The organism is Streptomyces violaceusniger Tu 4113 (assembly GCF_000147815.2).
GTDB lineage: Bacteria > Actinomycetota > Actinomycetes > Streptomycetales > Streptomycetaceae > Streptomyces > Streptomyces violaceusniger_A.
In genome coordinates this window covers 7,841,528-7,866,523 of sequence record NC_015957.1, presented here as the reverse complement: position 1 = coordinate 7,866,523, position 24,996 = coordinate 7,841,528, and the positions used below count along the sequence as shown (strand labels likewise).

Below are 24,996 nucleotides of genomic sequence, written 5' to 3'. Positions count from 1 at the left end.
GACATGCGGGCGAGTTCGGGGTAGACGTCGCCGGGGAGCGTTGCGACGAGGGTTCGGCGAGTGCTGGCATCCTTGGGCGGTCCCTCCGTTTCGCCCCGACACCGTCTCAGGAGCTCCGCCCGCGTGAGCAGTACCGCGAGTAGCACCCCGGTCCCGCCGCCCGGGCAGTCGTCGCTGCACGCCGTTCAGGTGCTGGGCGGCGGGAGTTCGGGCAGCGGGGTGCATGTGCGGTCGCTGTCGGCCGGGCTGGTGGCGCGCGGACTGCGGGTGACCGTCTGCGGGCCCTGGAGCGCCGAGCGGGGCTACGGCTTCACCCGGACGGGAGCGCGGTTCACCGGGCTCGACGCGCTGACGGGCGCCGGAAGCATGGCGTCGCTGCGCAGGGCCACCCTCGGAGCGGCCCTGGTGCACGCCCACGGGCTGCGTTCGGGGCTGCTGGCCGCGGTGGCGCTGCGTGGCCGGAATGTGCCGCTGATCGTCACCTGGCACACCCGTGTGGACGCCGAGGGGGCGCGGGCCCGTCTCGTCGGGCTGATGGAGCGCCGGGTGGCGCGGGCCGCCGCGATCGTGCTGGGGGCCTCCTCGGATCTGGTGGAGCGGGCCCGGGCCCGCGGTGCTCGCGATGCGCGGCTGGCGCCGGTCGCGGTGCCCGCCCCGCGCCCGGCACCGGAGCCCGGTGACGGCCGCCGCCAGAAGGCGCGGGCCGAACTGGGTGTGGTGGAGCGGCCATTGCTGGTCACGGCGGGTCGGCTGGAGGCGGTGGCCGGCCACGGCCCGCTGCTGGACGCGGCGCGGCGCTGGCGGGTGCTGGACCCGCAGCCGCTGCTGGTGGTGGCGGGGGAGGGGCCGGACCGTGCGGTGCTGCAGCGCCGGATCGACCTGGAGGGGCTGCCGGTGCGGCTGCTCGGCCGGCGTGAGGATGTGCCGGGGCTGCTCTCCGCGGCCGATGTGGCGGTGCTTTCCAGCCGCTGGGAGGCACGCTCGCTGCTGGCCCAGGAGGCGCTGCACGCGGGGGTGCCGCTGGTGGCCACGGCGGTGGGCGGGGTGCCGGAGCTGGTCGGGGACGCGGCCGAACTCGTCCCGTACGGCGATCCCAAGGCCCTGGCCGACGCCGTGACCGGGCTGCTCGCCGATCCGGTGCGCCGGGTGGAGCTCGCCGCGGCGGGGCGGGCGCGGACGGCCGGCTGGCCGACAGAGGACGACACCGTCGCCCATGTCCTCAGCGTCTACGATGAGTTGGTGCAGACCTTTCTGCGTGAAGGGGTTGACGGGCCCGGCCGTTGATCGGCAGGGTGCTGGGCAGAGGAACGAGAGAGCGCTCTCAATTCGTGCTTCTCGTTACCCCCCACGCCATTTTCCCGGCAACCCCCACTACGCCGAGGAGCACCATCATCATGATCAGTCGCAGGAAGCTGCTGGGTGGCATAGCCGCCTCCGCCGCTGCCGCAGGAACCGGCCTGGCCTTCGCCGGCGGCCGTGCCAGCGGTGCGCCGAGCGCGAAGGCCGCCGCCTCCCTGCCCCTGACCGTCGTCAACAAGACGGGGCAGTACGACAACGCATCGGTCTGGCTCTACATCGTCGGCAACGAGGGCGACCGGCAGGTCCACGTCACCCCCGACGGCACCATCGCCCCCGTCGCGATGTCCGACAACGGCTCGGACGGCTTCACCGACTACGCGATCCCGCTGGCCGGAGGCGGCGACACCAAGCTGAACCTGCCGCAGATGTCGGGCCGGATCTATGTCGCGCTCGGCTCGAAGCTCAAGCTCAAGGTGGTCGAGGACGGGGCGGGCAAGGCCGCGCTGCAGTACCCGGCCGGCTGGGTGTCCGGCGACCCGAACTTCGACATCATGCACGACTGCGCGGAGTTCACATACAACGACTCCGGGATGTTCTGCAACACCACGATGGTGGACATGTTCAGCGTCCCGCTGTCGATCCACCTCACCGGTGCCCAGGACCAGACGACCGGCACCCTCAAGGACGGCGCCCGCGCCAAGGTCTTCTCCGACCTCGCCGGTGTCGACGCCTACAAGAAGCTGATCGTCGGCGACAATCTGCGGGTGATCGCTCCGGGCCATGGCATGGGCGCGGGGCTGTTCGCGGAGGACTACTTCGCGTCGTACATCGACCAGGTCTGGGACGCCTACGGCTCGAAGGACCTCAAGGTCACCACCAACGCGGGCACCTTCACCGGCCGGGTGAGCGGCGGGAAGTTCGCCTTCACCGGCCCGGCGTCGGTCTCCTTCGACAAGCCCTCCACCAAGGACGTGCTGTTCTGCGACGGCGCCCTGGCCGCCCCCAACGACGGGACGACGGGCCCGGTCGCGGCGATCCTCGGCGCGGGCTTCAACCGCACCACGCTGCACAACACCGACGCCCAGCCGACCACCGACCCGGCCGCCTTCTACGGTGGGGAGGTCACCAACCACTACGCCAAGGCCATGCACGCGGCGACCGTGGACGGCAAGGCGTACGGCTTCGCCTTCGATGACGTGGCCGAGTTCGCGTCCTACATCCAGGACACCGCCCCCAAGGGGATCACGCTCACGCTGACGCCGTTCTAGGGGGTGTCCGGCGGGGTGTGACGCCTGCGGCGTGCTGTTCCCCTCCTCGCCCCTTCCCACAACTGGGGCTCGCCCCAGACCCCGGGGCCCAGGGGCGAAGCCCCTGACGCGCGGCGGAGCCGCATATCGATGCCGCGGGGAGGGAACAGCCCGCCGGGCCGGGCGGGGTCCGGCCGCGGTTCGGCACACAGCGGCCGGGCGGGGAGGTGTCCGCGGCGCACGGCGGGGCGGCGCGGCGGACGGTGAGGGAGCCTCTCCCCGCCCGGCTACACGCGTGGCGACCCGCCCGGCGGCGCGGGGGACGCCGGGCGGGTCGCCCGGGCACGGCGGAGCGGACGCGAGACGCGTCACCGCACATGGCGGCGGGCCTGGAGGGCCACCCCCAGGGCGAGAACGGTCTGCGGGTCCTCCAGATCGCTGCCCAGCAGCCGGGAGATCCGGGCCAGCCGGTCGTACAGCGTCTGGCGGTTGAGGTGCAGCGCACGGGCCGTCTCCGCCTTACGGCCCGCATGGCGCAGATATGTCTCCAGCGTCGGCACCAGTGGCGGGCGGGCGGTGCGGTCATGAGCGAGCAGCGGACCGATCACCCGGTCGACAAAGGCGGCCAGATCGCCGTGCTCCCGCAGTCGCCACAGCAACAGGTCGACATCCAGGCTCCGTACGTCGTACCAGTCCCGGTCGGTCAGCCCGCGTGCCGCGTTCGCCGCCTCCGCCGCATGCCGCAGCTCGGTGCCGGCCGCGTCCCAGCCGACCGCGAGCCCGGCGATCACCACCGGCGGCCGGGCGCCGGCCCGGTCCGGCCAGGCCCGCTCCACTCCGGCCCGCAGCGCCGCCGCGATCCGCTCGGCCACCGCGCCGCGCTCGGTCGCGCCGCGCAGCCCCGCCAGCAGCGGAACCCGGCCCTCCGGAAGTCGTACGCCGAGCAGCACCGGCACGCCCACCGCCGCCAGCTCCTCCTGCAGGGCGTGGGCCAGCGCCGCCCAGCTCTCCCCGCCCCCGGCCAGCGGGCGCGGATCCTCCACCAGCCGCATCACCACCGGCAGCAACGGTCCGTCCGCGCCCGGCCGGAAGCCCAGCACCCGGGCCTGGGCGGGGGCGCCCGACGCCTCGATGCGGCCCTCCGCGAGATCGGTGAGGAAGTCCCCGCGGCCACGCGCCGCCAGCTCCTCCTCCTGACGCGTCCGCAGCAGCACCACCGCCAGCAGATCCGCCGTCCGCTCGGCGGCGATCCGGTGCACCGGCCCCAGCGGCCCGGCCACCGGAAGGACGGTCAGCCGCGCCCGTACGGAGCCGGGTCCCGGCCCGCCGCCCGGGATGTCCGCCATCACGCTGCCCGCCGGCGGTTCGGGCCGCTCGGCCGCGCGCCGCGCCCGCAGCCCCTCCCACACCTGCAGCGGATCGGCCGCGCCCGCCGGGGGCGTACCGCCCGGCCCCGCCGCGTACAGCAACTGCCCGTCGGGGGTCTCCAGGAAGACCGGATTGGCCGCGAAGGCGGCGAAGTGGCACAGGATCTCCGGCACCCCGCCGCCGCGCAGCAGTACCTCGGTGGCCTGCCGGTGCACCACATCGGCCTGCCGCAGCAGGGCGTAGTGCGCATTGACGATCTCGGTGTGGATCTCCTCGGTGACCGTCACGAACGGCACCTCGCGATGGAGTTGCACCAGCGGCAGCCCGCACGAGCGCGCCGTGTCCACGACCGGTCCCGGCAGCGTGCGGAACCGGGCCCCCAGCTCCACCACCAGCGCCGCGATGCCCCGCTCGGCGAGGCGGCGGACGAAGGCGCGCTGCTCGGCGGGGCGCGACCCGACCCCGAGGCCGGTGGTCAGCAGCAGTTCACCGCCCTTGAGCAGCGCGGCGATGTTGGGCACCTCGCCCGCGTGCACCCAGCGCACCGGGCGGTCCAGCAGCTCCTCGCCGGAGACCACATCGGGGAGCCCGCGGCGCAGGGCGGGAAGGCCGAGGGCCCGCGCCACGGTGATCGTCCCATGGGGCTCCCGAGGCACCCGCGGCTCGTGCGGTTCGCCAGGCACCCGCGACTCGTGCGGTTCCCGCGACTCCTGCGGCTTGTGCGGTTCCTGCGGTTCCATGGTCAGGACGTTCCCCGGACGGGGCCCTCTTCGCCGGTCAGCGCGCTAGCCTCCGTACGCGCCGGACGCTGTCAGCCGCAGCGCGGTGTCGATCAGCGGCACATGGCTGAACGCCTGCGGGAAGTTGCCCACCTGGCGCTGGTTCTTCGGGTCCCACTCCTCGGCCAGCAGCCCGAGGTCGTTGCGGAGCCCGAGCAGCTTCTCGAAGAGCTTTCGGGCCTCGTCCACCCGGCCGATCATCGCCAGATCGTCGGCGAGCCAGAACGAGCAGGCCAGGAAGGCCCCTTCGTCGCCCTCGAGACCGTCCACCCCGGCGTCCTCGCCCGCCGTGGGGTAGCGCATGACGAAGCCGTCCTCGGTCGACAGCTCCCGCTGGATCGCCTCGATGGTGCCGATGACCCGCTTGTCGTCCGGCGGCAGAAAGCCCATCTGCGGGATGAGCAGCAGCGAGGCGTCCAGCTCCTTGGAGCCGTAGGACTGCGTGAAGGTGTTGCGCTCGGCGTCGTAACCCCGCTCGCAGACGTCCCGGTGGATCTCGTCGCGCAGCTCCCGCCAGCGCTCCAACGGCCCGTCCACATCGCCGGATTCGATCAGCTTGACGGTGCGGTCGACCGCGACCCAGGCCATCACCTTGGAGTGCACGAAGTGGCGGCGCGGCCCGCGCACCTCCCAGATGCCCTCGTCCGGCTCGTCCCAGTGCTCTTCCAGGTAGCGGATCAGCTTGAGCTGCAGCACGCTCGCGTAGTCATTGCGCGCCAGGCCCGTCATATGGGCCAGGTGCAGCGCCTCGATGACCTCGCCGTAGACGTCGAGCTGGAGCTGGCCGGCCGCGCCGTTGCCGATCCGGACCGGCTGGGAGTTCTCATAGCCGGGCAGCCAGGTCAGCTCGGCCTCGGCCAACTCCCGCTCGCCCGCGATACCGTACATGATCTGCAGGTTCTCCGGGTCGCCCGCGACCGCGCGCAGCAGCCATTCGCGCCAGGCGCGCGCTTCCTCGCGGTAGCCGGTGCGCAGCAGCGAGGAGAGGGTGATCGCCGCGTCCCGCAGCCAGGTGAAGCGGTAGTCCCAGTTCCGGACGCCGCCGATGTCCTCGGGGAGCGAGGTGGTGGGCGCCGCGACGATGCCGCCGGTGGGGGCGTAGGTCAGCGCCTTGAGCGTGATCAGCGAGCGGACCACCGCGTCCCGGTAGGGGCCGTGGTACGTGCAGTGCTCGACCCACTCCCGCCAGAACGCCTCGGTGGCCTCCAGCGCGACCTCCGGCTCGGGCAGCGCGGGCGGCTCGTTGTGCGAGGGCTGCCAACTGATGGTGAAGGCGATCCGGTCGCCGGGGCCCACCGTGAAGTCGGAGTAGGTGGTGAGGTCCTTGCCGTAGGTGTCGGCCTCGGTGTCCAGCCAGACGGAGTCCGGGCCGGCGACGGCGACGGTGCGGGTGTCCACCCGGTGCACCCACGGCACGACCCAGCCGTAGGAGAACCGCATCCGCAGCATGGAGCGCATCGGCACCCGGCCGCTGACTCCCTCGACGATCCGCACCAGTTGCGGGGCGCCGTCACGGGGCGGCATGAAGTCGATCACACGGACCGTGCCGCGCGGAGTGTCCCACTCCGATTCCAGCACCAGGGAGTCGCCGCGGTAGCGGCGGCGGTCGGCGGCGGGCGGCCCGCTCCCCGAGGGGAAGGCGGGCCCGAGGCGCCAGAAACCATGTTCCTCAGTGCCCAGCAGACCGGCGAAGACGGCATGGGAGTCGAACCGCGGCAGGCACAGCCAGTCGACCGTGCCGTCTCTGCAGACGAGGGCGGCGGTCTGCATATCACCAATCAGTGCGTAATCCTCGATACGCCCGGCCACGTGCATTCCCCATTCGAACGGCCGTACCACCCCGGAGGGCGCTTCTTACGGTCTCGGAAATTCTGACGAGCTCTGGTTCCGGGGGCGTGCTGGTGGTGCCGTGCCGGGTGGCTCGCATGCGTGCGTCCGATGAGGATACGACGGACAACGATGATCCGCTTGAGCTCGTCCACATCGTGGCTGGTATCTCGCGGCCGATCGGGTGGCCAGGTCACGCATGGTGTTCGGGCGATTGCGCAGACCGACCGCGGGAACCAGGTCATCAGCGACCGCTCCGGGGCGCTGATACCCTGGTAGCCCGTGGAGCGGCGGGCACAAAACCCCCGAACCATCAGCGACGGCACCCCCCGAATCCGGAGCGGCTGCCGTACGCAACCCTCACGACGCGACCACGGGAGCCCCCTCTTGGCCATTGCCGCTAAGCCCATGACGACCAAGCACCTCTTCGTCACCGGGGGTGTCGCCTCCTCACTCGGCAAGGGTCTTACCGCCTCCAGTCTGGGGGCCCTGCTGAAGGCGCGCGGTCTGCGCGTCACCATGCAGAAGCTCGATCCGTATCTGAACGTCGACCCGGGCACGATGAACCCCTTCCAGCACGGTGAGGTGTTCGTCACCAACGACGGCGCCGAGACCGATCTGGACATCGGCCACTACGAGCGCTTCCTCGACGTCGACCTCGACGGCTCGGCCAATGTGACCACCGGACAGGTCTACTCCACGGTAATCGCCAAGGAGCGGCGCGGTGAGTACCTCGGTGACACCGTGCAGGTCATCCCGCACATCACCAACGAGATCAAGCACCGCATCCGGCGCATGGCCACCGACGACGTGGACGTCGTCATCACCGAGGTCGGCGGCACCGTCGGCGACATCGAGTCGCTGCCCTTCCTGGAGGCCGTCCGCCAGGTCCGGCACGAGGTCGGCCGGGACAACGTCTTCGTGGTGCACATCTCGCTGCTGCCCTACATCGGCCCGTCCGGTGAGCTGAAGACCAAGCCCACCCAGCACTCGGTGGCCGCGCTGCGCAACATCGGTATCCAGCCGGACGCGATCGTGCTGCGAGCCGACCGCGAGGTCCCGACCTCCATCAAGCGCAAGGTCTCGCTGATGTGTGACGTTGATGACGCGGCCGTGGTCGCCGCCATCGACGCCAAGTCGATCTACGACATCCCCAAGGTGCTGCACTCCGAGGGCCTGGACGCCTATGTCGTCCGCAAGCTGGATCTGCCCTTCCGCGACGTGGACTGGACCCAGTGGGACGATCTGCTGCGGCGGGTCCACCAGCCCGACCACGAGGTCACCGTGGCGCTCGTCGGCAAGTACATCGACCTGCCCGACGCCTACCTCTCGGTCACCGAGGCGCTGCGCGCCGGCGGCTTCGCCAACAACGCCCGCGTCAAGATCAAGTGGGTCACCTCCGACGACTGTAAGACGGCCGCCGGCGCCCGGGACCAGCTCGACGGCGTGGACGCGGTCTGCATCCCCGGCGGCTTCGGCGACCGCGGAGTGATCGGTAAGGTCGGCGCGATCACCTACGCCCGGGAGAACAAGCTCCCGGTGCTGGGCCTCTGCCTCGGACTGCAGTGCATCGTCATCGAGGCCGCGCGCAACCTCGCGGGCATCGAGGGCGCCAACTCCACCGAGTTCGAGCCCGCCACCACCGACCCGGTGATCTCCACCATGGCCGAGCAGCTCGACATCGTCGCGGGCGAGGGCGACATGGGCGGCACCATGCGGCTGGGCATGTACCCGGCCAAGCTGGCCGAGGGCTCGATCGTCCGCGAGGTCTACGACAACCAGCCGTACGTCGAGGAGCGCCACCGCCACCGCTACGAGGTCAACAACTCCTACCGCGGTGAGCTGGAGAAGAAGGCCGGGATCGTCTTCTCCGGCACCTCTCCGGACAACAAGCTCGTCGAGTACGTGGAGTACCCGCGCGAGGTCCACCCCTACCTGGTCGGCACCCAGGCGCACCCCGAGCTGCGCTCCCGCCCGACCCGGCCGCACCCGCTTTTCGCGGGCCTGGTGAAGGCGGCGGTCGAGCGACAGACCGCTGGTCAGACGCGTAGCGCCGGGGCCTGACCGATACGGTTGACGGGGCGGGCGGCCGGTGCGGCCCGCCCCCGTCAACCGCACGCGGAAAGGACGCTGAGGCAAGCATGCGTATCCAGGACACCCCCGAGGAATGGCCGGTCACCGCCACCGCCACGCCGTTCACCGGCAACAAGACGAGCGTGCGCACCGACGAGGTCGAGATGCCCGACGGCAGTCGGGTCAACCGCGACTACCAGGTCCACCCCGGCTCCGTCGCCATCCTCGCCCTGGACGAGGACGGCCGCGTGATCGTGCTGCGGCAGTACCGGCACCCGGTCCGCCAGCGACTGTGGGAGATCCCGGCCGGTCTCCTGGACATCCCCGGTGAGAACCCGCTGCACGCCGCCCAGCGGGAGTTGTACGAGGAGGCGCACGTCAAGGCCGAGGACTGGCGTGTCCTCGTCGACGTCTACACCTCGCCCGGCGGCTCCGACGAGGCCGTACGGATCTTCCTGGCCCGGGAGATCTCCGCGGCCGAGGGCGAGCGGTTCGAGGTCTCCGAGGAGGAGGCCGACATGGAGCTGGCCCGGGTGTCCCTGGAGGAGCTGGTGCGCGGCGTGCTCGCGGGCGAGCTGCACAACACCTGCCTCGCGCTCGGAGTGCTGGCGCTGCACGCCGCGCTCTCCGGCGACGGTATCGACGCCCTCCGTCCGGCCGACGCCTCCTGGCCGGCCCGCCCCTTCGCGGCGTAGGCCCGCTGAGGGGCGCGGGCCCAGTGAACGGCGCGGGCCCGTTGACGGCGACGCATACACGCCCACTGATGCGACGCATACGCCCCGCCCGGTCCTGGTGAAGATCCGATGGAGTGATTTTCGGTACGTGCCATGGGCCTGGAGTGCCGGGTACCTGACGCGGAGTGAACTACGCTCATAGTGGCCCCGGCCGCAGCGGCGCGGCGGGGGCGTAAGCGCAGGTGGACGGGAGTGGGCCCGTGGCGGAGCAGGCGGTCGACACCGAGGGGGAGCCGGCGGCCCCAAGGAAGCGGCAACCGCCGTCCGCCACGCCCGCTTCGTCCACTTCCGGCCGTCCGCCGGAGGCCCGTTCTGAATGTTCACCGGAGGACCGCCCCCACCGGTCGCCGGAGGACCCGGCGACCCCGCCCGACACCCCGTCCGACACCCCGCCGCGGCAGCGCTCCGCGGCCGGGCGCGCGGACGCCCAGGACGGCGGGGTGTGGGGCGGGGCGACCCGGGCCGTGCTGTTCGCGGCGGCGGCCACCGTGGGGCGGGGGTTCGCCGGGCGGCGGCGGGAGCTGCTCTCGCTGCGGGCCGATATCGAGCGTGCGGGCCTGGACACCCTCGCCGGCCGTAAGGCCGCCCGCAGCCGGGTGCTGCTGATCGCGGGCCGCCCCGGCTGGGGCCGTACGGCGCTGGCCGAGGAGCTGGCCCGGCGGCTCGCCGACGACTACCCCGACGGAGTGCTGAGCGCCCGGCTGACGACCTCCGCCGGTGACCACGTACCCACCGAGCGCACCGCCCGTGAGCTGCTCGGACGGCTCGGCGTGACCGCCCCGCCGGGCGCGGACGAGGACGACCTGAGCGAGGCGCTGCGCACGGCGCTGGACGGCAAGCGGGTGCTGTTGCTCCTCGACGACGTGGCCGGGGCCGAGCAGGTGGACGCGCTGCTGCCCGACGAGCCCGACTGCCTGGTGGTCGCCGTCTCGCGCGGCCCGCTGACCGGGGTGCCGGACGTGCGGCCGTGCACGGTGGGCGGGCTGGATGTGAGTGCGGCGGTCGGGCTGCTGGCGCAGTACACCGGCCCCACCCGGATCACCTGCGATCCGGTGGCCGCGCAGTCTCTCGTCGAGGAGTGCGCGGGCCAGCCCGCCGCGCTCGTCCTGGTCGGCGGCTGGCTCGCCGCGCGCCCCCAGGCGTCGGTCGACGACGCGCTGGCCCGGCTGCGCGAACTGCCGCCGGACGGGGGTGATCTCGACCACGGCGCCCGCCCGCTGATCCGCGCCTTCCGGCTGGCCTACGCCGCGCTGCCGTCCGCCGCCGCCCGGATGCTGCGGCTGCTGGTGCTGGCGCCCGGCGGATCGGCCGACGCCCAGACCGCCTCCGCGCTGGCCGGATGCTCGGTGGCGGACGGCGAGGCGGCGCTGGAGGGCTTCGCCGCGTACGGGATGCTGCGCCCGCGCGGGCCGGGCGACTACCAGGTGCCCGGCTGTCTCGATCCGCTGCTGCGGGAGCGGCTGGCGGCCGAGGAGCGCCCGGCGGAGGTGGAGCTGGCGCGGGCGCGGATGCTGGAGCGGGCCGTACGGCAGTTGCACGCGTGCCGGCTGGCCGCCGAGCCCGCCGGTTCGCCGGGCCGCAAGAAGCTGGCCGGGATGCCGAAGCCGCTGCGCTTTTCGTCGTCGGCCCAGGCGGCGGAGTGGCTGGAGGCCCGGCTGCCCACGCTGATCGAGGCCGCCCGGCTGGCCGTGGAGACCGGTGAACTCGACACGCTGGCACGGCGGTTGGTGGCGGCGCTCACCCATGCCCTCACCGCTCACCGGGGTGCCGAGGGCGCCGCCGTGGAGCTGTACGGGCTGCATGAGCTGGTGCTGGACGTGGCCCGGCGCCGCGACCTGCCGGTGGAGCGGGCGGCCGCGCTGCTGAACCTCGGCGATCTGGACGGCGGGGCGGGCCGGGTGGACCAGGCCCTCGCGCGGTACAAGAGCGCTCTGGAGGCCGCCCGCGCGTCGGGCGATCCGTATACGACCGGGCGGGCGCTGGAGTCGATCGGCGGCATGTACCAGGAGCTGGAGGACTGGCACCGGGCGGCCGACTGGTACGGACGCGCCCTGGAGCTGCGGCTGAGCCGCCGCGAGCTGGCCGCGGCCGCCCGGATGTACGCACGGCTCGGCACCGTCCACGGCTACGCCGGGCAGTGGGGCGAGGCGCTGCGCGACTGGCGTGCCGCCGCGGCCGCCTGCCGCCGGGCGGGGGACCGGCCGGGGTACGCGCGGGCGCTCAGCGGTGCCGCGGGAGCCCAGGAGCGCACCGGGCGGCCGAGGGAGGCGCTGCGCACCTGGGCGGAGGCCGCCGCGGCCGCCCGGACCTGCGGTGACACCGGGCTGCACGCCGATCTGGCGGGCCATGCGGCGGACGCGATGGACCGGCTCGGCGGGGACCCGGCGGTGGCGCGGTCGCTGCGGCGCACCGCCCGTAAGAGCGCCACGGCGGGGGCGGAGGACACGGGTCCGTCACCGGAGAGTGGCGAAGGAAACCCAGCCGACCTACGAAATCAGTAGTGGTCTTCCAAAAGACTGATGCATTGCAAGGCTAGACAGCGCGACGTCCTTCATTAGACTGGCCGTACCGCGATTGTTGCGGTCGTCTCCGGCATGCGGACGCGTTCCGGTTTGCCTGTCTATGGTCGGTGCTGTAGCGACCCGTGACCGGCTATGGCGATATGTTCCTTTCCCCCCCATTCAAGGACCGTGATCGACGTGAAGGTCGGTATCCCCCGCGAGGTCAAGAACAACGAGTTCCGTGTGGCCATCACCCCCGCCGGTGTGCACGAGCTGGTCCGAGGCGGCCATGAGGTCGTCGTGGAGCAGAGTGCGGGCCTCGGCTCCTCCATCACGGACGAGGAGTACACCGCCGCCGGTGCGCGCATCCTCGGCACCGCCGACGAGGTCTGGGCCACCGCCGACCTGCTGCTGAAGGTCAAGGAGCCCGTCGCGGAGGAATACCACCGGATGCGCAAGGGCCAGACGCTCTTCACCTACCTGCATCTGGCCGCCTCCCGGGCCTGCACCGACGCGCTGCTGGAGTCCGGCACCACCGCCATCGCCTACGAGACCGTCGAGACCGCGAACCGCGCCCTGCCGCTGCTCGCGCCGATGTCCGAGGTCGCGGGCCGGATCGCGCCGCAGGTCGGCGCGTACCACCTGATGCGCTCGGCCGGCGGCCGCGGTGTGCTGCCCGCCGGGGTGCCGGGTGTGGCCGCCGCGCGGGCCGTGGTCATCGGCGGTGGCGTCTCCGGGTGGAACGCCGCCCAGATCGCCATCGGCATGGGCTTCCACGTCACCCTGCTCGACAAGGACATCAACAAGCTGCGCGAGGCCGACCGGATCTTCGGCACCCGGGTGCAGACCATCGCCTCCAACGCCTTTGAGCTGGAGAAGGCCGTCCTCGAGGCCGACCTGGTCATCGGCGCGGTGCTCATCCCGGGCGCCAAGGCGCCCAAGCTGGTCACCAACGAGCTGGTGTCCCGGATGAAGCCGGGAAGTGTCCTTGTCGACATCGCGATCGACCAGGGCGGCTGCTTCGAGGACTCCCGCCCCACCACCCACGCCGAGCCGACCTTCGAGGTCCACGACTCGGTCTTCTACTGCGTCGCGAACATGCCCGGCGCGGTGCCGAACACCTCCACCCACGCGCTCACCAACGCGACGCTCCCGTACATCGTGGAGCTGGCCAACCGCGGCTGGCGGGACGCGCTGCGCCGGGACGCCGCGCTGGCCAAGGGGCTCAACACCCATGAGGGACAGGTCGTCTACGGCCCGGTCGCCGAGGCGCATGACCTGCCCGCGGTCGAACTGAGCTCGCTGATCGGCTGAATGACGCTCGGAGTTCACCGGCCCGGCCGCCGGAGCGGGTGAACTCCGGTTGCCGGACGGTCAACCCGGACCGTCAACCACATGTCAACAATGGGCATCCGGCCGGGTCTTGTCGAAGGATGAGGCCCGGCCGAAGGTGTGTCCGCTGTGCCCCGTATCGGGGGCGGCCCATGGCTCGGCCAACTCGCCCTAAATGCAACTATTCAGACGCTTTATGCGGCGGTGAAATCCCCGCGGCGCCGTTCACACGCCCTTGACATCGGGGTGTTCGATTGCCGACACATCGTGCCGTGTCCGGTGGATTGTGTTGCTGAGGACCGCCGACACGCCATAGAGTCGCCAACCGTCGGCATGGTGTCACGCTGACCTATAGAGAAATTTCCTGGTCACCAAGGAGGTAGGACGACTTGTGAATGAGTCGACATTTTCTCCCGGGGGTGGTCAACCAGGACCGGCTGCGCGGGGCCAGGGCCCCTCGGGGCTCGAGGCTGTCGGCTCCGTCGCTGTCCGTACCTTCGCAACCCGCCAGAGCCCGACGACAGCCCACCAGAGCCACAGCATGGACGGCCATCACGTGAACGCCATGGCCGGCGACCAGGGGGGCACGGATCCCGCCCGCTTCGCCGACTACGACGACCTCCCCGACGGGCACTTCTACGACCCGGACGCGGAGTACGAGCCAGACCCCGAATACGCGGCCACGCTCGCACCCGACGCTGCCCGCCAGCGCCGCGAGCGGATCGGCCCCACCGGGCGCCCGCTGCCGTACTTCCCGATCCCGGGGCCGCTGACCGATCACGGTCCAGCGAAGATCATCGCGATGTGCAACCAGAAGGGCGGGGTCGGTAAGACCACCTCCACCATCAACCTGGGCGCGGCCCTGGCCGAATACGGCCGCCGGGTGCTGCTCGTCGACTTCGACCCGCAGGGCGCCCTGTCGGTCGGCCTCGGGGTCAACCCGATGGAGCTCGACCTCACGGTCTACAACCTGCTCATGGAGCGGGGCATGTCGGCCGACGAGGTGCTGCTGAAGACGGCCGTGCCCAACATGGATCTGCTCCCCAGCAATATCGACTTGTCGGCCGCCGAGGTGCAGCTGGTGAGCGAGGTCGCCCGGGAGTCGACCCTGCAGCGCGCGCTCAAGCCGCTGATGGCCGACTACGACTACATCGTCATCGACTGCCAGCCCTCGCTCGGTCTGCTCACCGTCAACGCGCTGACCGCGGCGCACAAGGTGATCGTGCCGCTGGAGTGCGAGTTCTTCGCGCTGCGCGGTGTGGCGTTGCTCACGGAGACGATCGAGAAGGTCCAGGAGCGGCTCAACCCCGACCTGGAGCTGGACGGCATCCTCGCCACGATGTACGACTCGCGCACCGTGCACAGCCGTGAGGTCCTCGCCCGCGTGGTCGAGGCGTTCGACGATCACGTCTACCACACGGTCATCGGCCGCACGGTCCGCTTCCCCGAGACCACGGTCGCGGGTGAGCCGATCACCACGTACGCGTCCAACTCCGTCGGTGCCGCCGCCTATCGCCAGCTCGCCAGGGAGGTGCTCGCCCGGTGTCCCGCCGAGTGAGTCTGCCGGGAGCCGACGAACTGTTCCGCACCACGGGAGGGATGGGGCTCCAGTCCTCCGCTCCCGCCGCCGGGCGCCGCCAGGCGAACGGCGAGGGCCCCCGGGTGCCCCCGCCCGCCGCCGACCCCGACGCCGAGCGTCGGGAAGGGCAGGAGCAGCGCCCGGACGGTGAGCAGTCCGGCTCGGGCGAACACACGGGACGCGAGACGGCGGCCTCCCAGGACGCGGTGGGCGAGCGGCGCCCCGGGGCCGGGGACCGGCCCAAGGGCCGCCAGCCCCAGGGCGGTTCGGCCGCGGCCGAGCAGAGCGGCCAGGCCCGCCGCCGCGCCCGTGCGGCGAACCGTCGGCCCAGCGGGCGCGAGCGCCACGACGAGAAGATCACGGTCTATGTCTCCGCCGAGGAGCTGATGGACCTCGAGCACGCGCGGCTGGTGCTCCGCGGTGAGCACGGGCTCGCCGTCGACCGCGGCCGGATCGTCCGCGAGGCGGTCGCGGTCGTCCTCGCCGACCTCGAGTCGCGCGGCGACGCGAGCATCCTGGTGCGCCGCCTCCGCGGCCGTTGACCGGGCCGGGCGATAGCCTGCCCGGTCGTACGGGCTGCCCCGCCCGGCCCTGAGCACCCTGGACCGCGATGCCGACGAACGACGACTCCGCCCCGCCGCCCCGCCCCTCTCGCCGCACCCTCGGCCGAGGCCCCGGCGCGGCGCCCACGGACGCGGGCTCGGACCGTCCCACCGCGCCCCCGTCCCCACAGACGGCCTCCCAGCGCCCCGCGGCGCCGCCGCCCGAGCCCACGTCGCCCCTGGTGCCCGGAGAGCCGCAGAAGGGCGCTCAGGCGGCGCACGAGGCCACTGCTGGGCCGTTCGCCGTGTCGGAGGCAGGCGAGGCGGCACCGGGTACCGTTGCGCCGGAGGCCGAGCCTGAGGCAGGAGAGGCGGCCCCGGAGGGACGCGCCGCGGCGGACGCCGAGCCCGAGGCAGACGAGGCGGCACCGGAGCGAAGCACTGCGCCGGACGTCGAGCCCGAGCCGCCGTCGGGGGTCGATGAGCCCACTGCCCCGGTCCCAGCGGCCACTGAGCCCGCCGCCCCGGAGGAGCAGGCCGTGCCGAGGGGCGAGCCGGAGCCGGTGCATGCGCGGGCCGACCTCGATGTGGCGCCCTCCGGGGGCGGGCACGGTGGCGACGCGGCCGGGGCCGGGAGCGACGCGAGTGACGGGACCGAGGCGAGCGGCGGGAGCGGCCGGGGCGAGGCGCGCGGCGGCGAGGTCCAGGCCGACGACGGCGGCAATCGGTTCACCGTGCGGCTGGACAACTTCGAGGGACCCTTCGACCTCCTCCTCCAGTTGATTTCCAAGCACAAGCTGGACGTCACCGAGGTCGCGCTCTCCAAGGTCACCGACGAGTTCATGGTCTACATCCGCGCCATGGGGCCGGACTGGGACCTCGACCAGACCACCGAGTTCCTCGTCGTCGCGGCGACCCTGCTGGACCTCAAGGCGGCCCGGCTGCTGCCCGCCGCCGAGGTCGAGGACGAGGCGGACCTGGCGCTGCTGGAGGCGCGCGACCTGCTCTTCGCGCGGCTGCTCCAGTACCGCGCGTACAAGCAGATCGCGGACATCTTCAACGACCGGCTGATCGCCGAGAGCGCCCGCTACCCCCGTACGGTCGGCCTGGAGCCGCACCACGCCGCGCTGCTCCCCGACGTCGTCATCAGCATCGGCCCCGAGGGCTTCGCCAAGCTGGCCGTCAAGGCGATGCAGGCCAAGCCCAAGCCGCAGGTCTACATCGACCACATCCACGCCCCACTGGTCAGCGTCCGGGAGCAGGCCGAGGTGGTGGTCGCGCGGCTGCGGGAGCTGGGGGAGGCCACCTTCAGCATGCTCACCGAGGACGCTCCCGACGTCCTTACGGTCGTCGCGCGCTTCCTGGCGCTCCTGGAGCTCTACCGCGAACGCGCGGTCCTGCTCGATCAGCCGGAAGCGCTCGGGTCGCTCATGGTCCGCTGGACGGGCGGGGCGGGGCGGGAGCCGCTGGTCACCGACGAGTTCGACCAGGAGGCTCAGGCCAAGCCCCAGCCCAAGCCCCAGGACGAGCCCCAGGCGGAGCCGCAGGACGAGCCCCGTAAGGAGACGGCCACGCCGGAGCCGGAGAAGGAGAAGGAGGAGGTACCGAGTTGAGCGAGCAGCGGACACCCGCCGGGCTCTCCGAGGTCGCCGAGCTGGACCTCAAGCCCGCCCTGGAGGCCGTCCTCATGGTCGTCGACGAGCCCGCCACCGAGGAGCACCTCGCCAAGGTGCTGGCACGGCCGCACCGCGCCGTCGCGGACGCGCTGCGCGAGCTGGCCGACGAGTACGCGACGCAGGGCCGGGGCTTCGAGCTGCGGCTGGTCGCGGGCGGCTGGCGCTACTACACGCGCCCGGCCTACGCCGCCGCCGTCGAGGGCTTCGTCCTGGACGGCCAGCAGGCCCGGCTCACGCAGGCCGCTTTGGAAACTCTCGCGGTGGTCGCGTACCGTCAGCCGGTCAGCCGTTCCCGTGTCTCGGCCGTCCGCGGTGTCAACTGTGACGGCGTGATGCGGACCCTCCTGCAGCGGGGACTGGTCGAGGAGGCGGGCACGGAACCCGAAACAGGTGCGATCCTGTACAGGACGACGAACTACTTTCTGGAGCGGATGGGCCTGCGAGGGCTGGACGAGCTTCCGGAGCTCGCACCGTTCCTCCCCGAGGCGGACGCGGTCGAGGGCGAGTCCCTGGAGGGCGTGCCGTCGTTCGATCCGGACGCCATCGACAGCGATGACGCGCACGACGACGTAGAACACCGAGCCCGTAGCGGCCACTCTCAGACGGAAACTTGATGCGAAGCAGCGGCAGGAACAGCAGGGGCAGCGGCAGCGGTAGCGGCGGCAACAACTACCGGGGCGCGGGGAACCGACGCGACGAGCAGCAGCAGCGCGCCGGCCGCCCCCGCCCCGAGGAGCGCCGCTACGACGTGGGCGGCGGCCCCCAGGCGGGCCCCGGCCCCAAGGCGGGTCCCAAGGGAGGCTCCCAGGGCGGCCCCAAGGGCGGTCCCAAGGGCGGCACGGCCAAGAGCGGTGCCCCCAAGGGCGTCGGCGGCCGCGGCCGCAAGCCGAACGCCCCGGCCCGTCCGCGCGAGTACGAGGCGCAGATGGAGGAGCGCAACCGCGCCCGCCACGACAAGCCGCGGGTCGCGCTGCCCAAGACCTTCGGCGAGGTGGAGGGCGAGCGGCTGCAGAAGGTCCTCGCCCGCGCCGGGATGGGCTCGCGCCGCGCCTGTGAGGAGCTGATCGACCAGGCCCGGGTCGAGGTCAACGGCAAGATCGTGACCGAGCAGGGGCTGCGCGTCGACCCCGAGAAGGACGAGATCAAGGTCGACGGGCTGACCGTGGCCACCCAGTCGTACCTCTTCTTCGCGCTGAACAAGCCCGCCGGTGTCGTCTCCACCATGGAGGACCCCGACGGCCGCCAGTGCCTCGGCGACTATGTGACCAACCGCGAGACCCGGCTCTTCCACGTCGGCCGGCTCGACACCGAGACCGAGGGCATCATCCTGCTCACCAACCACGGTGAGCTGGCCCACCGCCTCACCCACCCCCGCTACGGCGTGAAGAAGACCTATCTCGCCGCCATCCAGGGCCCGCTCCCGCGCGACCTCGGCAAGCGGCTCAAGAGCGGCATCGAGCTGGAGGACGGCTACGCCCGCGCCGACCACTTCCGTGTGGTGCAGAACACCGGCAAGAACTATCTGGTCGAGGTGACCCTGCACGAGGGCCGCAAGCACATCGTGCGGCGGATGCTCGCCGAGGCCGGCTTCCCGGTCGACAAGCTGGTGCGGACGGCCTTCGGGCCGATCGCGCTCGGCGACCAGAAGTCCGGCTGGCTGCGCCGGATGACCAACACCGAGGTCGGCATGCTGATGCGCGAGGTCGAGCTCTGAGAGCCGGGGGACCTCTGAGGCCGGGGGGCCGGGACCGCTGACGGCCCCGGCCGTCGTGGCGGCCCGCCGCGTCTCGCCCAGCGGTCGCCCCGGGACCCTGTCGGACCCGCTCGTTACGCTGATCGGGAGGGCGGCCGGCGACGCGGCCGCGCCCGACGCACGACAGGCACAGCGCGCACAGGGAGCGAGACGTGGCGGTACGAGCGGTCCGCGGGGCAGTCCAGCTTGAGCGGGACGAGCCGGAGCACATGCATGAGCAGGTCTCCGCGCTGCTGACGGCCATCCTGGGGCGCAATGCCCTCGACCCCGACGATCTGATCAGCGTGTGGTTCACCGCCACCCCCGATCTGCACAGCGACTTCCCCGCGGCCGCCGCCCGCAAGCTCGGCATCACCGACGTGCCGCTGATCTGCGCCCAGGAGCTGGACATCGAGGGGGCCATGCCCCGCGTCGTCCGCATCCTGGCGCATGTCGAGACCTCCCTGCCCAAGTCCGAGATCGCCCATGTCTACCTCGGCGCCGCCGCCGCACTCCGCAAGGACATCGCCCAATGAGAACCGCGCTCGTCATCGGCACCGGCCTGATCGGCACGTCCGCCGCGCTGGCCCTGGCCGGCCGCGGGGTCCAGGTGCACCTCGCCGACCATGACGCGGACCAGGCCCGCACCGCCGAGGCGCTCGGCGCCGGGACGCAGGGCGAGCCCGACGGGCCCGTGGACCTGGCGATCGTCGCCGTGCCCCCGGCGTACGTGGCCGGGACGGTGGCCGATGTGCTGCGCCGCGGCCTGGCCCGCGGCGTGCTGGACGTCGCGAGCGTCAAGGGCGGCCCGCGCCGCGAGCTGGAGGCCCTCGGCTGCGATCTGACCCGCTACATCGGCACGCATCCGATGGCGGGCCGGGAGCGCTCCGGGCCGCTGGCCGCCACCGCCGACCTCTTCGAGGGGCGGCCCTGGGTGCTCACACCCACCGGCGGCACCGACACCGAGGTGCTCAACCTCGCGCTCGAGCTCGTCGCGCTGTGCCGGGCCGTGCCCGTGGTGATGGAGGACGAGGCCCACGACCGGGCGGTGGCGCTCGTCTCGCACACCCCGCACCTGCTGTCCAGCATGGTCGCCGCACGGCTCCAGGACGCCGATGAGACGGCGGTGAGGCTGTGCGGGCAGGGCATCCGCGACGTGACCCGGATCGCGGCCTCCGACCCCGCCATGTGGATCGACATCCTCTCGGCCAACCCCGGCCCGGTCGCCGATGTGCTCGCCGCCGTCGCCTCCGACCTCGACGAGACGGTGCGGGCGTTGCGCGCGCTCCAGTCCGCCGACGAGGCCAAGCGCGGCGACGGCACGGCCGGTATCGAGGACGTGCTGCGCCGGGGCAACGCCGGGCGCGAGCGGGTGCCGGGCAAGCACGGCGCCGCCTCGGCCGTCTATGAGACCGTGACGGTGCTCATCGGCGACCAGCCGGGCGAGCTGGCCCGGATCTTCGCCGACGCGGGCCGGGCGGGGGTCAACATCGAGGACGTCCGGATCGAGCACGCCACCGGGCAGCAGTCCGGTCTGATCCAGTTGATGGTCGAGCCCTCGGCGGCCCCGGGGCTCACCAAGGCCCTGCGCGAGCGGGGCTGGTCCATCCGGCAGTAGCGGCGGAGCGGACCGATGGGCGCCCCGGGCGGACCGGGGCCGTCCACAGGGTGCGAAGCCGCCCGTGGGAAGCCAGTAACCTTGTCCGAGGCTCACCTGGCCCGTTCAACTCAGCCCCGTGCACACGAAAGGTGTCTGTCACCGTGGAAACCGCCGCCCGGACCGCCCCGGCAGCAGTGATTGTCGCGATCGACGGCCCCGCAGGCACGGGTAAGTCCAGTACTTCGAAGGCCGTCGCCGCCAAGCTGGGCCTGGGCTACCTGGACACCGGCGCCCAGTACCGGGCGATCACCTGGTGGATGGTGACCAACGGCATCGACGTCGACGACGCCGTGGCCGTGGCCGACGCCGCCGCCAAGCCCCACATCGTCTCCGGTATCGACCCGGCCGCCCCGACGATCAGCGTCGACGGCACCGATGTCTCCGGGCCGATCCGCACCCAGGAGGTCACCTCGCGGGTCAGCGCGGTCAGCGCGGTGCCCGAGGTGCGGGCCGTGATCACCGAGCTGCAGCGGACCATCGCCGCCGAGGCGCCGCGCGGCATCGTGGTCGAGGGCCGGGACATCGGCACCACGGTCCTCCCGGACGCCGACCTCAAGATCTTCCTGACCGCCTCCCCGGAGGTCCGGGCGGCCCGCCGCAGCGGTGAGCTGAAGGGTAAGGAGGCCGCCGACCTGGCCGCCACCCAGGCCGCGCTGGCCAAGCGGGACGCCCTGGACTCCGGCCGTAAGACCTCGCCGCTCGCCAAGGCGGACGACGCGGTCGAGGTGGACACCTCCGAACTCACCCTCGACCAGGTCATCGAGTGCGTCGTCACTCTCGTCGAGGAGAAGCGGACGGTCGCATGAGCGCCACCGACGCGACGCTTCCCAGCGCGGCCGGAGCCGTCGTGGCGCGGCGGATCGGCATCGGCCTGATGTACGGGCTGTGGCGGCCCCGGGTGCTGGGCGCGTGGCGGATCCCGTCCGCCGGGCCCGTCATCCTCGCGGGGAACCACTCCCACAACATCGACGGCCCGATGCTGATCGGCACCTCGCCGCGGCCGGTGCACTTCCTGGTCAAGAAGGAGGCGTTCGTCGGCCCGCTGGACCCGTTCCTGCGCGGTGTCGGGCAGCTCAAGGTGGACCGTGCGAGCGCCGACCGCGCCGCGATCGGCCAGGCACTTGGGGTGCTGGAGCGCGGCGGGGTCCTCGGGATCTTCCCTGAGGGCAGCCGGGGCGAGGGCGACTTCGCGTCGCTGCGCTCGGGCCTCGCGTACTTCGCCGTGCGCTCCGGCGCGCCGATCGTGCCGGTGGCGGTGCTCGGCACCGCCGCCCCGCGCTGCGGCGACGAGCGGGCCAGGGCGCTGCCCCGGCTGCGCAGCAGGGTCGACGTGGTGTTCGGCGACCCTTTCGAGGCGGGAGACGGAAGCGGCAGGCGGACGCGGGCGGCCCTGGACCAGGCCACCGAGCGCATCCAGAAGCGGCTGGGCGCGCATCTGGGCACCGCCAGGCGGCTGACCGGCCGCCCAGACCAGACATGAGATCCGCGAGCCCTCAGGGGCGGCCGCGGTATTGAGGGACGACGAGGAAATCTTCATGAACGACCAGATCCACAGCGGCGGCGACGAGCACGGGGAGCTTGGCGACGCCGAGTACGCGGAGTTCATGGAGCTCGCCGTGCAAGAGGGCTTCGACCTGGAGGAGGTCGAGGGCGACCTCGCCGCGGCGGGACACGGCCCGCTGCCGGTGCTGGCCGTCGTCGGCCGCCCCAACGTCGGCAAGTCCACCCTGGTGAACCGGATCCTCGGCCGCCGCGAGGCGGTCGTCGAGGACCGCCCCGGGGTCACCCGCGACCGGGTGACCTACGAGGCCGAGTGGTCCGGCCGCCGCTTCAAGGTGGTCGACACCGGCGGCTGGGAGCAGGACGTGCTCGGTCTCGACGCGTCCGTGGCGGCCCAGGCCGAGTTCGCGATCGAGGCCGCCGACGCGGTGGTCTTCGTGGTGGACGCGACGGTGGGCGCCACCGACACCGACGAGGCCGTGGTCAAGCTGCTGCGCCGGGCCGGAAAGCCCGTGGTGCTGTGCGCCAACAAGGTCGACGGGCCCAGCGGCGAGGCGGACGCCGCGATGCTGTGGTCGCTCGGCCTCGGCGAGCCGCACCCGGTCTCCGCGCTGCACGGCCGTGGCACCGGCGACATGCTCGACGCGGTCCTGGATGCGCTGCCCGAGGCCCCGGCCCAGACCTTCGGGGCGACGCTCGGCGGACCGCGCCGGATCGCCCTGGTCGGCCGCCCGAACGTGGGCAAGTCCTCGCTGCTCAACAAGGTCGCGAACGAGGAGCGGGTGGTCGTCAACGAGTTGGCGGGCACCACCCGCGACCCGGTCGACGAGATCATCGAACTCGGCGGCACCACCTGGAAGTTCGTCGACACCGCCGGTATCCGCCGCCGGGTCCACCTCCAGGAGGGCGCCGACTACTACGCCTCGCTGCGCACCGCGGCCGCCGTGGAGAAGGCGGAGGTCGCGGTCGTGCTGATCGACGCCAGTGAGTCCATCAGCGTCCAGGACCAGCGGATCATCACGATGGCCGTCGAGGCCGGGCGCGCGCTCGTCATCGCGTACAACAAGTGGGACACCCTCGACGAGGAGCGCCGCTACTACCTCGAGCGCGAGATCGAGACGGAGCTGGGGCAGATCCAGTGGGCGCCGCGGGTCAATGTCTCGGCGCGCACCGGCCGCCATATGGAGAAGCTGGTCCCGGCGATCGAGACGGCGCTGGCCGGCTGGGAGACCCGGGTCCCGACCGGGCGGCTCAACGCCTTCCTCGGCGAGATCGTCGCCTCCCATCCGCATCCGATCCGCGGTGGCAAGCAGCCGCGGATCCTCTTCGGGACGCAGGCCGGCACCCGGCCGCCGCGGTTCGTGCTCTTCGCCTCGGGCTTCCTGGAGGCGGGCTACCGCCGCTTCATCGAGCGGCGGCTGCGCGAGGAGTTCGGCTTCGAGGGGACGCCCCTGCAGATCTCGGTGCGGGTGCGCGAAAAGCGCGGCCGCAAGAGGTAACGGCGGCGGCGTGCGGTTGACGCCATCCCGGCCCCGGACTTCACCGTCCGGCGGCGGGGCGGCCGTCCGGCGGCGGGGCGGCGGCGCCGGACGCGCTCAGCGGCGGGTCGGTTCCGGCCCGCCGGGCGCGCATGACGGCACCACGTCAGTAGGTGCCCACGTCAGTAGGTGTGACCCCGCTCCTCGCCCCGGCCGGGTGGCAGGGCGGGGAGATGGCCGCGGTAGTACAGCTCGTCGGTGTGCCAGGCCCCGCTGTGGCTGTCCGGGTGGCCGTGACCACCGCTGATGAGGCCCCGGGGCTGGCCGATGGCGGCGAACGCCACGAACTCCATGTTCTCCTCGTCCGAGCGGTCGCCGGGCAGCGCCCGGAACAGCCTGCGGTACTCCGCGTACAACGCGTCGTAGATCGGCGTGGCGGAGTGGCGCCAGGGATCGTGCGCTGCCTCCAGAGCGGGGCGCATGGCCGGAATGCAGCCGTATGACGGGGATCGGTAGGAGAGGTCGTATGCGTGCACGTATGTGCCAACGACCCGGCCGCCCGTCGGATGCGGCATCGGTGGCGAATGGGCTGCCCACCATGGGTCGCCGAGGTCCGGTGGGAGGTCCGGGACGGCGGCGGTCATGTGCCCGCGAGCGGCATCGACGCGCCGACCAGCGCCCCGCGCGCCGCGGCCCGGTCCAGCGCCGCGCGTAGCTGGTCCTCGCGCGGCTGGGTGCCGATCGTGCCCGCGGCCGCCGCGTAGATCAGCACCTTCTGGGAACGGCCGACGGCGCTCCGCCAGCCCTCGCTGAGCGGCATCGGGCTGTGCGCCTGCCACCAGGCCACCGGTCGGCCGCCGCCCGGGGACGGCATCAGCACCGCGTGCAGCCGCCCCATGGCCAGCAGTACCGACCAGCCGGGGTTGGGCGCGGGCGGCCGGCCCAGGTCGACCACCGGGGCGAACCCCTGCTCGCTGAGAAGCTGCAGGAACTCGTCGCCGTGCCCGGCCGAACCGGGACGGATGATCGGCGCGGTCGGCTCCACCACCAGCGCCGGACACGCCTCCTGACCCACCAGCACCACCCCGCTGGTCACGCCGAGCACCGCCTGCTGGGCCACCGGTGCCTGACCGGACGGCGCGTGACCGGACGGCGCGTGACCGGACGGCGCGGAGATATGGGAGGCGGTGGCGGGAGACGCGGGCGACGGGGCCGGGGCGGGGTACGCGGGCGGGGCGGCCGGGGCGGGGAAGTGCGGCGCCGAAGCATGCGCCGCGGCCGGTACGGGCGGCGCGTACGACGGCGCGGTGTCCTCACCCGTGATGGACCGCACCGCACCGCGCAACTGGTCCTCGGAGACCGGGACGACCTGGGAGGGGACGCAGGTGGCGTGCGCGAAGGCCAGCACCGCCGTCTCCTGCCCCACGAAGAGCACGGTGCTGGTCCGCTCCTGCTCGGTGTTGCCGGGGGTGCGGCAGGACGTGCAGTCGTAAGCGCCCGGGGCGTTGTCCCCGGCGAGCAGCCGGTCGGCTTCTTCGTCACCGATCTCGGCGCGTACGTCATTGCTGACGTCGAGCATGCGCGGCACGGGTGGCTCCTCGGTCTCGGTGGGTGCGCGGGGCGGGTCCCCGGCTCATACGTAGACAACGGGCCATGCGGGGCGGGGGTC

General features: G+C 72.7%; 20 protein-coding genes. 16 read left to right on the top strand and 4 right to left on the bottom strand.

The annotated features are described in order from the left end of the window. Positions 1 to 123: 123 nt before the first annotated feature. Together STRVI_RS32015 and STRVI_RS32010 are read left to right on the top strand one after the other, a co-directional pair. Positions 124 to 1,284, top strand: coding sequence for a glycosyltransferase family 4 protein (locus STRVI_RS32015; protein ID WP_014059716.1), 1,161 nt, complete (start codon positions 124 to 126; stop codon positions 1,282 to 1,284). A 110-nt stretch (positions 1,285 to 1,394) separates the two neighbouring features. Further along, the gene (locus STRVI_RS32010) at positions 1,395 to 2,567 is read left to right on the top strand and encodes a glycoside hydrolase family 64 protein (protein WP_014059715.1); all 1,173 of its coding nucleotides are present in this window, start codon (positions 1,395 to 1,397) and stop codon (positions 2,565 to 2,567) included. A gap of 347 nt (positions 2,568 to 2,914) precedes the next feature. On the opposite strand, the gene STRVI_RS32005 is transcribed toward STRVI_RS32010, so the two are convergent. Further along, positions 2,915 to 4,654 carry a PucR family transcriptional regulator gene (locus tag STRVI_RS32005; RefSeq protein WP_014059714.1) on the bottom strand — a complete coding sequence of 580 codons (1,740 nt, stop codon included), beginning with the start codon at positions 4,652 to 4,654 and terminating at the stop codon, positions 2,915 to 2,917. 45 nt (positions 4,655 to 4,699) lie between these two features. Then, a complete protein-coding gene (locus tag STRVI_RS32000; protein ID WP_043236883.1) occupies positions 4,700 to 6,508 on the bottom strand; it encodes a glycoside hydrolase family 15 protein in 1,809 nt (602 codons plus the stop codon). Between the two features lie 420 nt (positions 6,509 to 6,928). On the opposite strand from STRVI_RS32000, the gene STRVI_RS31995 reads away from it, so the two are divergent. From STRVI_RS31995 to der, 14 genes are all read left to right on the top strand, one after another. Next, positions 6,929 to 8,584 (top strand): CTP synthase, encoded by a 1,656-nt coding sequence (locus STRVI_RS31995; protein ID WP_043236881.1) that lies wholly within the window; start codon positions 6,929 to 6,931, stop codon positions 8,582 to 8,584. Positions 8,585 to 8,661: 77 nt separating this feature from the next. Beyond that, the gene (locus STRVI_RS31990; RefSeq protein WP_014059711.1) at positions 8,662 to 9,288 is read left to right on the top strand and encodes an NUDIX domain-containing protein; all 627 of its coding nucleotides are present in this window, start codon (positions 8,662 to 8,664) and stop codon (positions 9,286 to 9,288) included. Positions 9,289 to 9,527: 239 nt separating this feature from the next. After that, positions 9,528 to 11,828, top strand: a complete 2,301-nt coding sequence (locus STRVI_RS31985; RefSeq protein WP_014059710.1) for a tetratricopeptide repeat protein — start codon at positions 9,528 to 9,530, stop codon at positions 11,826 to 11,828. 198 nt (positions 11,829 to 12,026) lie between these two features. Then, positions 12,027 to 13,142, top strand: coding sequence for an alanine dehydrogenase (gene ald / locus STRVI_RS31980; protein ID WP_043240477.1), 1,116 nt, complete (start codon positions 12,027 to 12,029; stop codon positions 13,140 to 13,142). Between the two features lie 559 nt (positions 13,143 to 13,701). Further along, on the top strand, positions 13,702 to 14,718 hold the full coding sequence (locus tag STRVI_RS31975) for an AAA family ATPase (RefSeq protein ID WP_043236879.1): 1,017 nt from the start codon (positions 13,702 to 13,704) through the stop codon (positions 14,716 to 14,718). Beyond that, positions 14,703 to 15,281 carry a hypothetical protein gene (locus STRVI_RS31970; protein ID WP_014059707.1) on the top strand — a complete coding sequence of 193 codons (579 nt, stop codon included), beginning with the start codon at positions 14,703 to 14,705 and terminating at the stop codon, positions 15,279 to 15,281. The genes STRVI_RS31975 and STRVI_RS31970 overlap by 16 nt, the downstream gene beginning before the upstream one ends. 68 nt (positions 15,282 to 15,349) lie before the next feature. After that, a complete protein-coding gene (locus tag STRVI_RS46665; RefSeq protein WP_014059706.1) occupies positions 15,350 to 16,894 on the top strand; it encodes a segregation and condensation protein A in 1,545 nt (514 codons plus the stop codon). Then, the gene (gene scpB / locus STRVI_RS31960) at positions 16,891 to 17,571 is read left to right on the top strand and encodes an SMC-Scp complex subunit ScpB (RefSeq protein WP_014059705.1); all 681 of its coding nucleotides are present in this window, start codon (positions 16,891 to 16,893) and stop codon (positions 17,569 to 17,571) included. Before STRVI_RS46665 ends, scpB begins: the two co-directional genes overlap by 4 nt. Continuing rightward, positions 17,571 to 18,671, top strand: coding sequence for a pseudouridine synthase (locus STRVI_RS31955; protein WP_014059704.1), 1,101 nt, complete (start codon positions 17,571 to 17,573; stop codon positions 18,669 to 18,671). Before scpB ends, STRVI_RS31955 begins: the two co-directional genes overlap by 1 nt. 191 nt (positions 18,672 to 18,862) lie before the next feature. Continuing rightward, on the top strand, positions 18,863 to 19,225 hold the full coding sequence (gene aroH, locus STRVI_RS31950) for a chorismate mutase (protein WP_014059703.1): 363 nt from the start codon (positions 18,863 to 18,865) through the stop codon (positions 19,223 to 19,225). Beyond that, on the top strand, positions 19,222 to 20,307 hold the full coding sequence (locus tag STRVI_RS31945) for a prephenate dehydrogenase (protein WP_014059702.1): 1,086 nt from the start codon (positions 19,222 to 19,224) through the stop codon (positions 20,305 to 20,307). Before aroH ends, STRVI_RS31945 begins: the two co-directional genes overlap by 4 nt. Positions 20,308 to 20,450: 143 nt before the next feature. Next, positions 20,451 to 21,155, top strand: coding sequence for a (d)CMP kinase (gene cmk / locus STRVI_RS31940; RefSeq protein ID WP_014059701.1), 705 nt, complete (start codon positions 20,451 to 20,453; stop codon positions 21,153 to 21,155). Beyond that, positions 21,152 to 21,829 carry a lysophospholipid acyltransferase family protein gene (locus STRVI_RS31935; protein ID WP_014059700.1) on the top strand — a complete coding sequence of 226 codons (678 nt, stop codon included), beginning with the start codon at positions 21,152 to 21,154 and terminating at the stop codon, positions 21,827 to 21,829. Before cmk ends, STRVI_RS31935 begins: the two co-directional genes overlap by 4 nt. Before the next feature lie 55 nt (positions 21,830 to 21,884). Further along, positions 21,885 to 23,348 (top strand): ribosome biogenesis GTPase Der, encoded by a 1,464-nt coding sequence (gene der, locus STRVI_RS31930; RefSeq protein ID WP_014059699.1) that lies wholly within the window; start codon positions 21,885 to 21,887, stop codon positions 23,346 to 23,348. A gap of 161 nt (positions 23,349 to 23,509) precedes the next feature. Here der and STRVI_RS31925 read toward each other — a convergent pair whose 3' ends face one another. Next, positions 23,510 to 23,809, bottom strand: a complete 300-nt coding sequence (locus STRVI_RS31925; RefSeq protein ID WP_251982782.1) for a hypothetical protein — start codon at positions 23,807 to 23,809, stop codon at positions 23,510 to 23,512. A 158-nt stretch (positions 23,810 to 23,967) separates the two neighbouring features. Continuing rightward, entirely contained in the window at positions 23,968 to 24,915 is a 948-nt protein-coding gene (locus STRVI_RS31920) for a hypothetical protein (protein WP_014059697.1), read from the bottom strand. Positions 24,916 to 24,996: the final 81 nt, after the last annotated feature.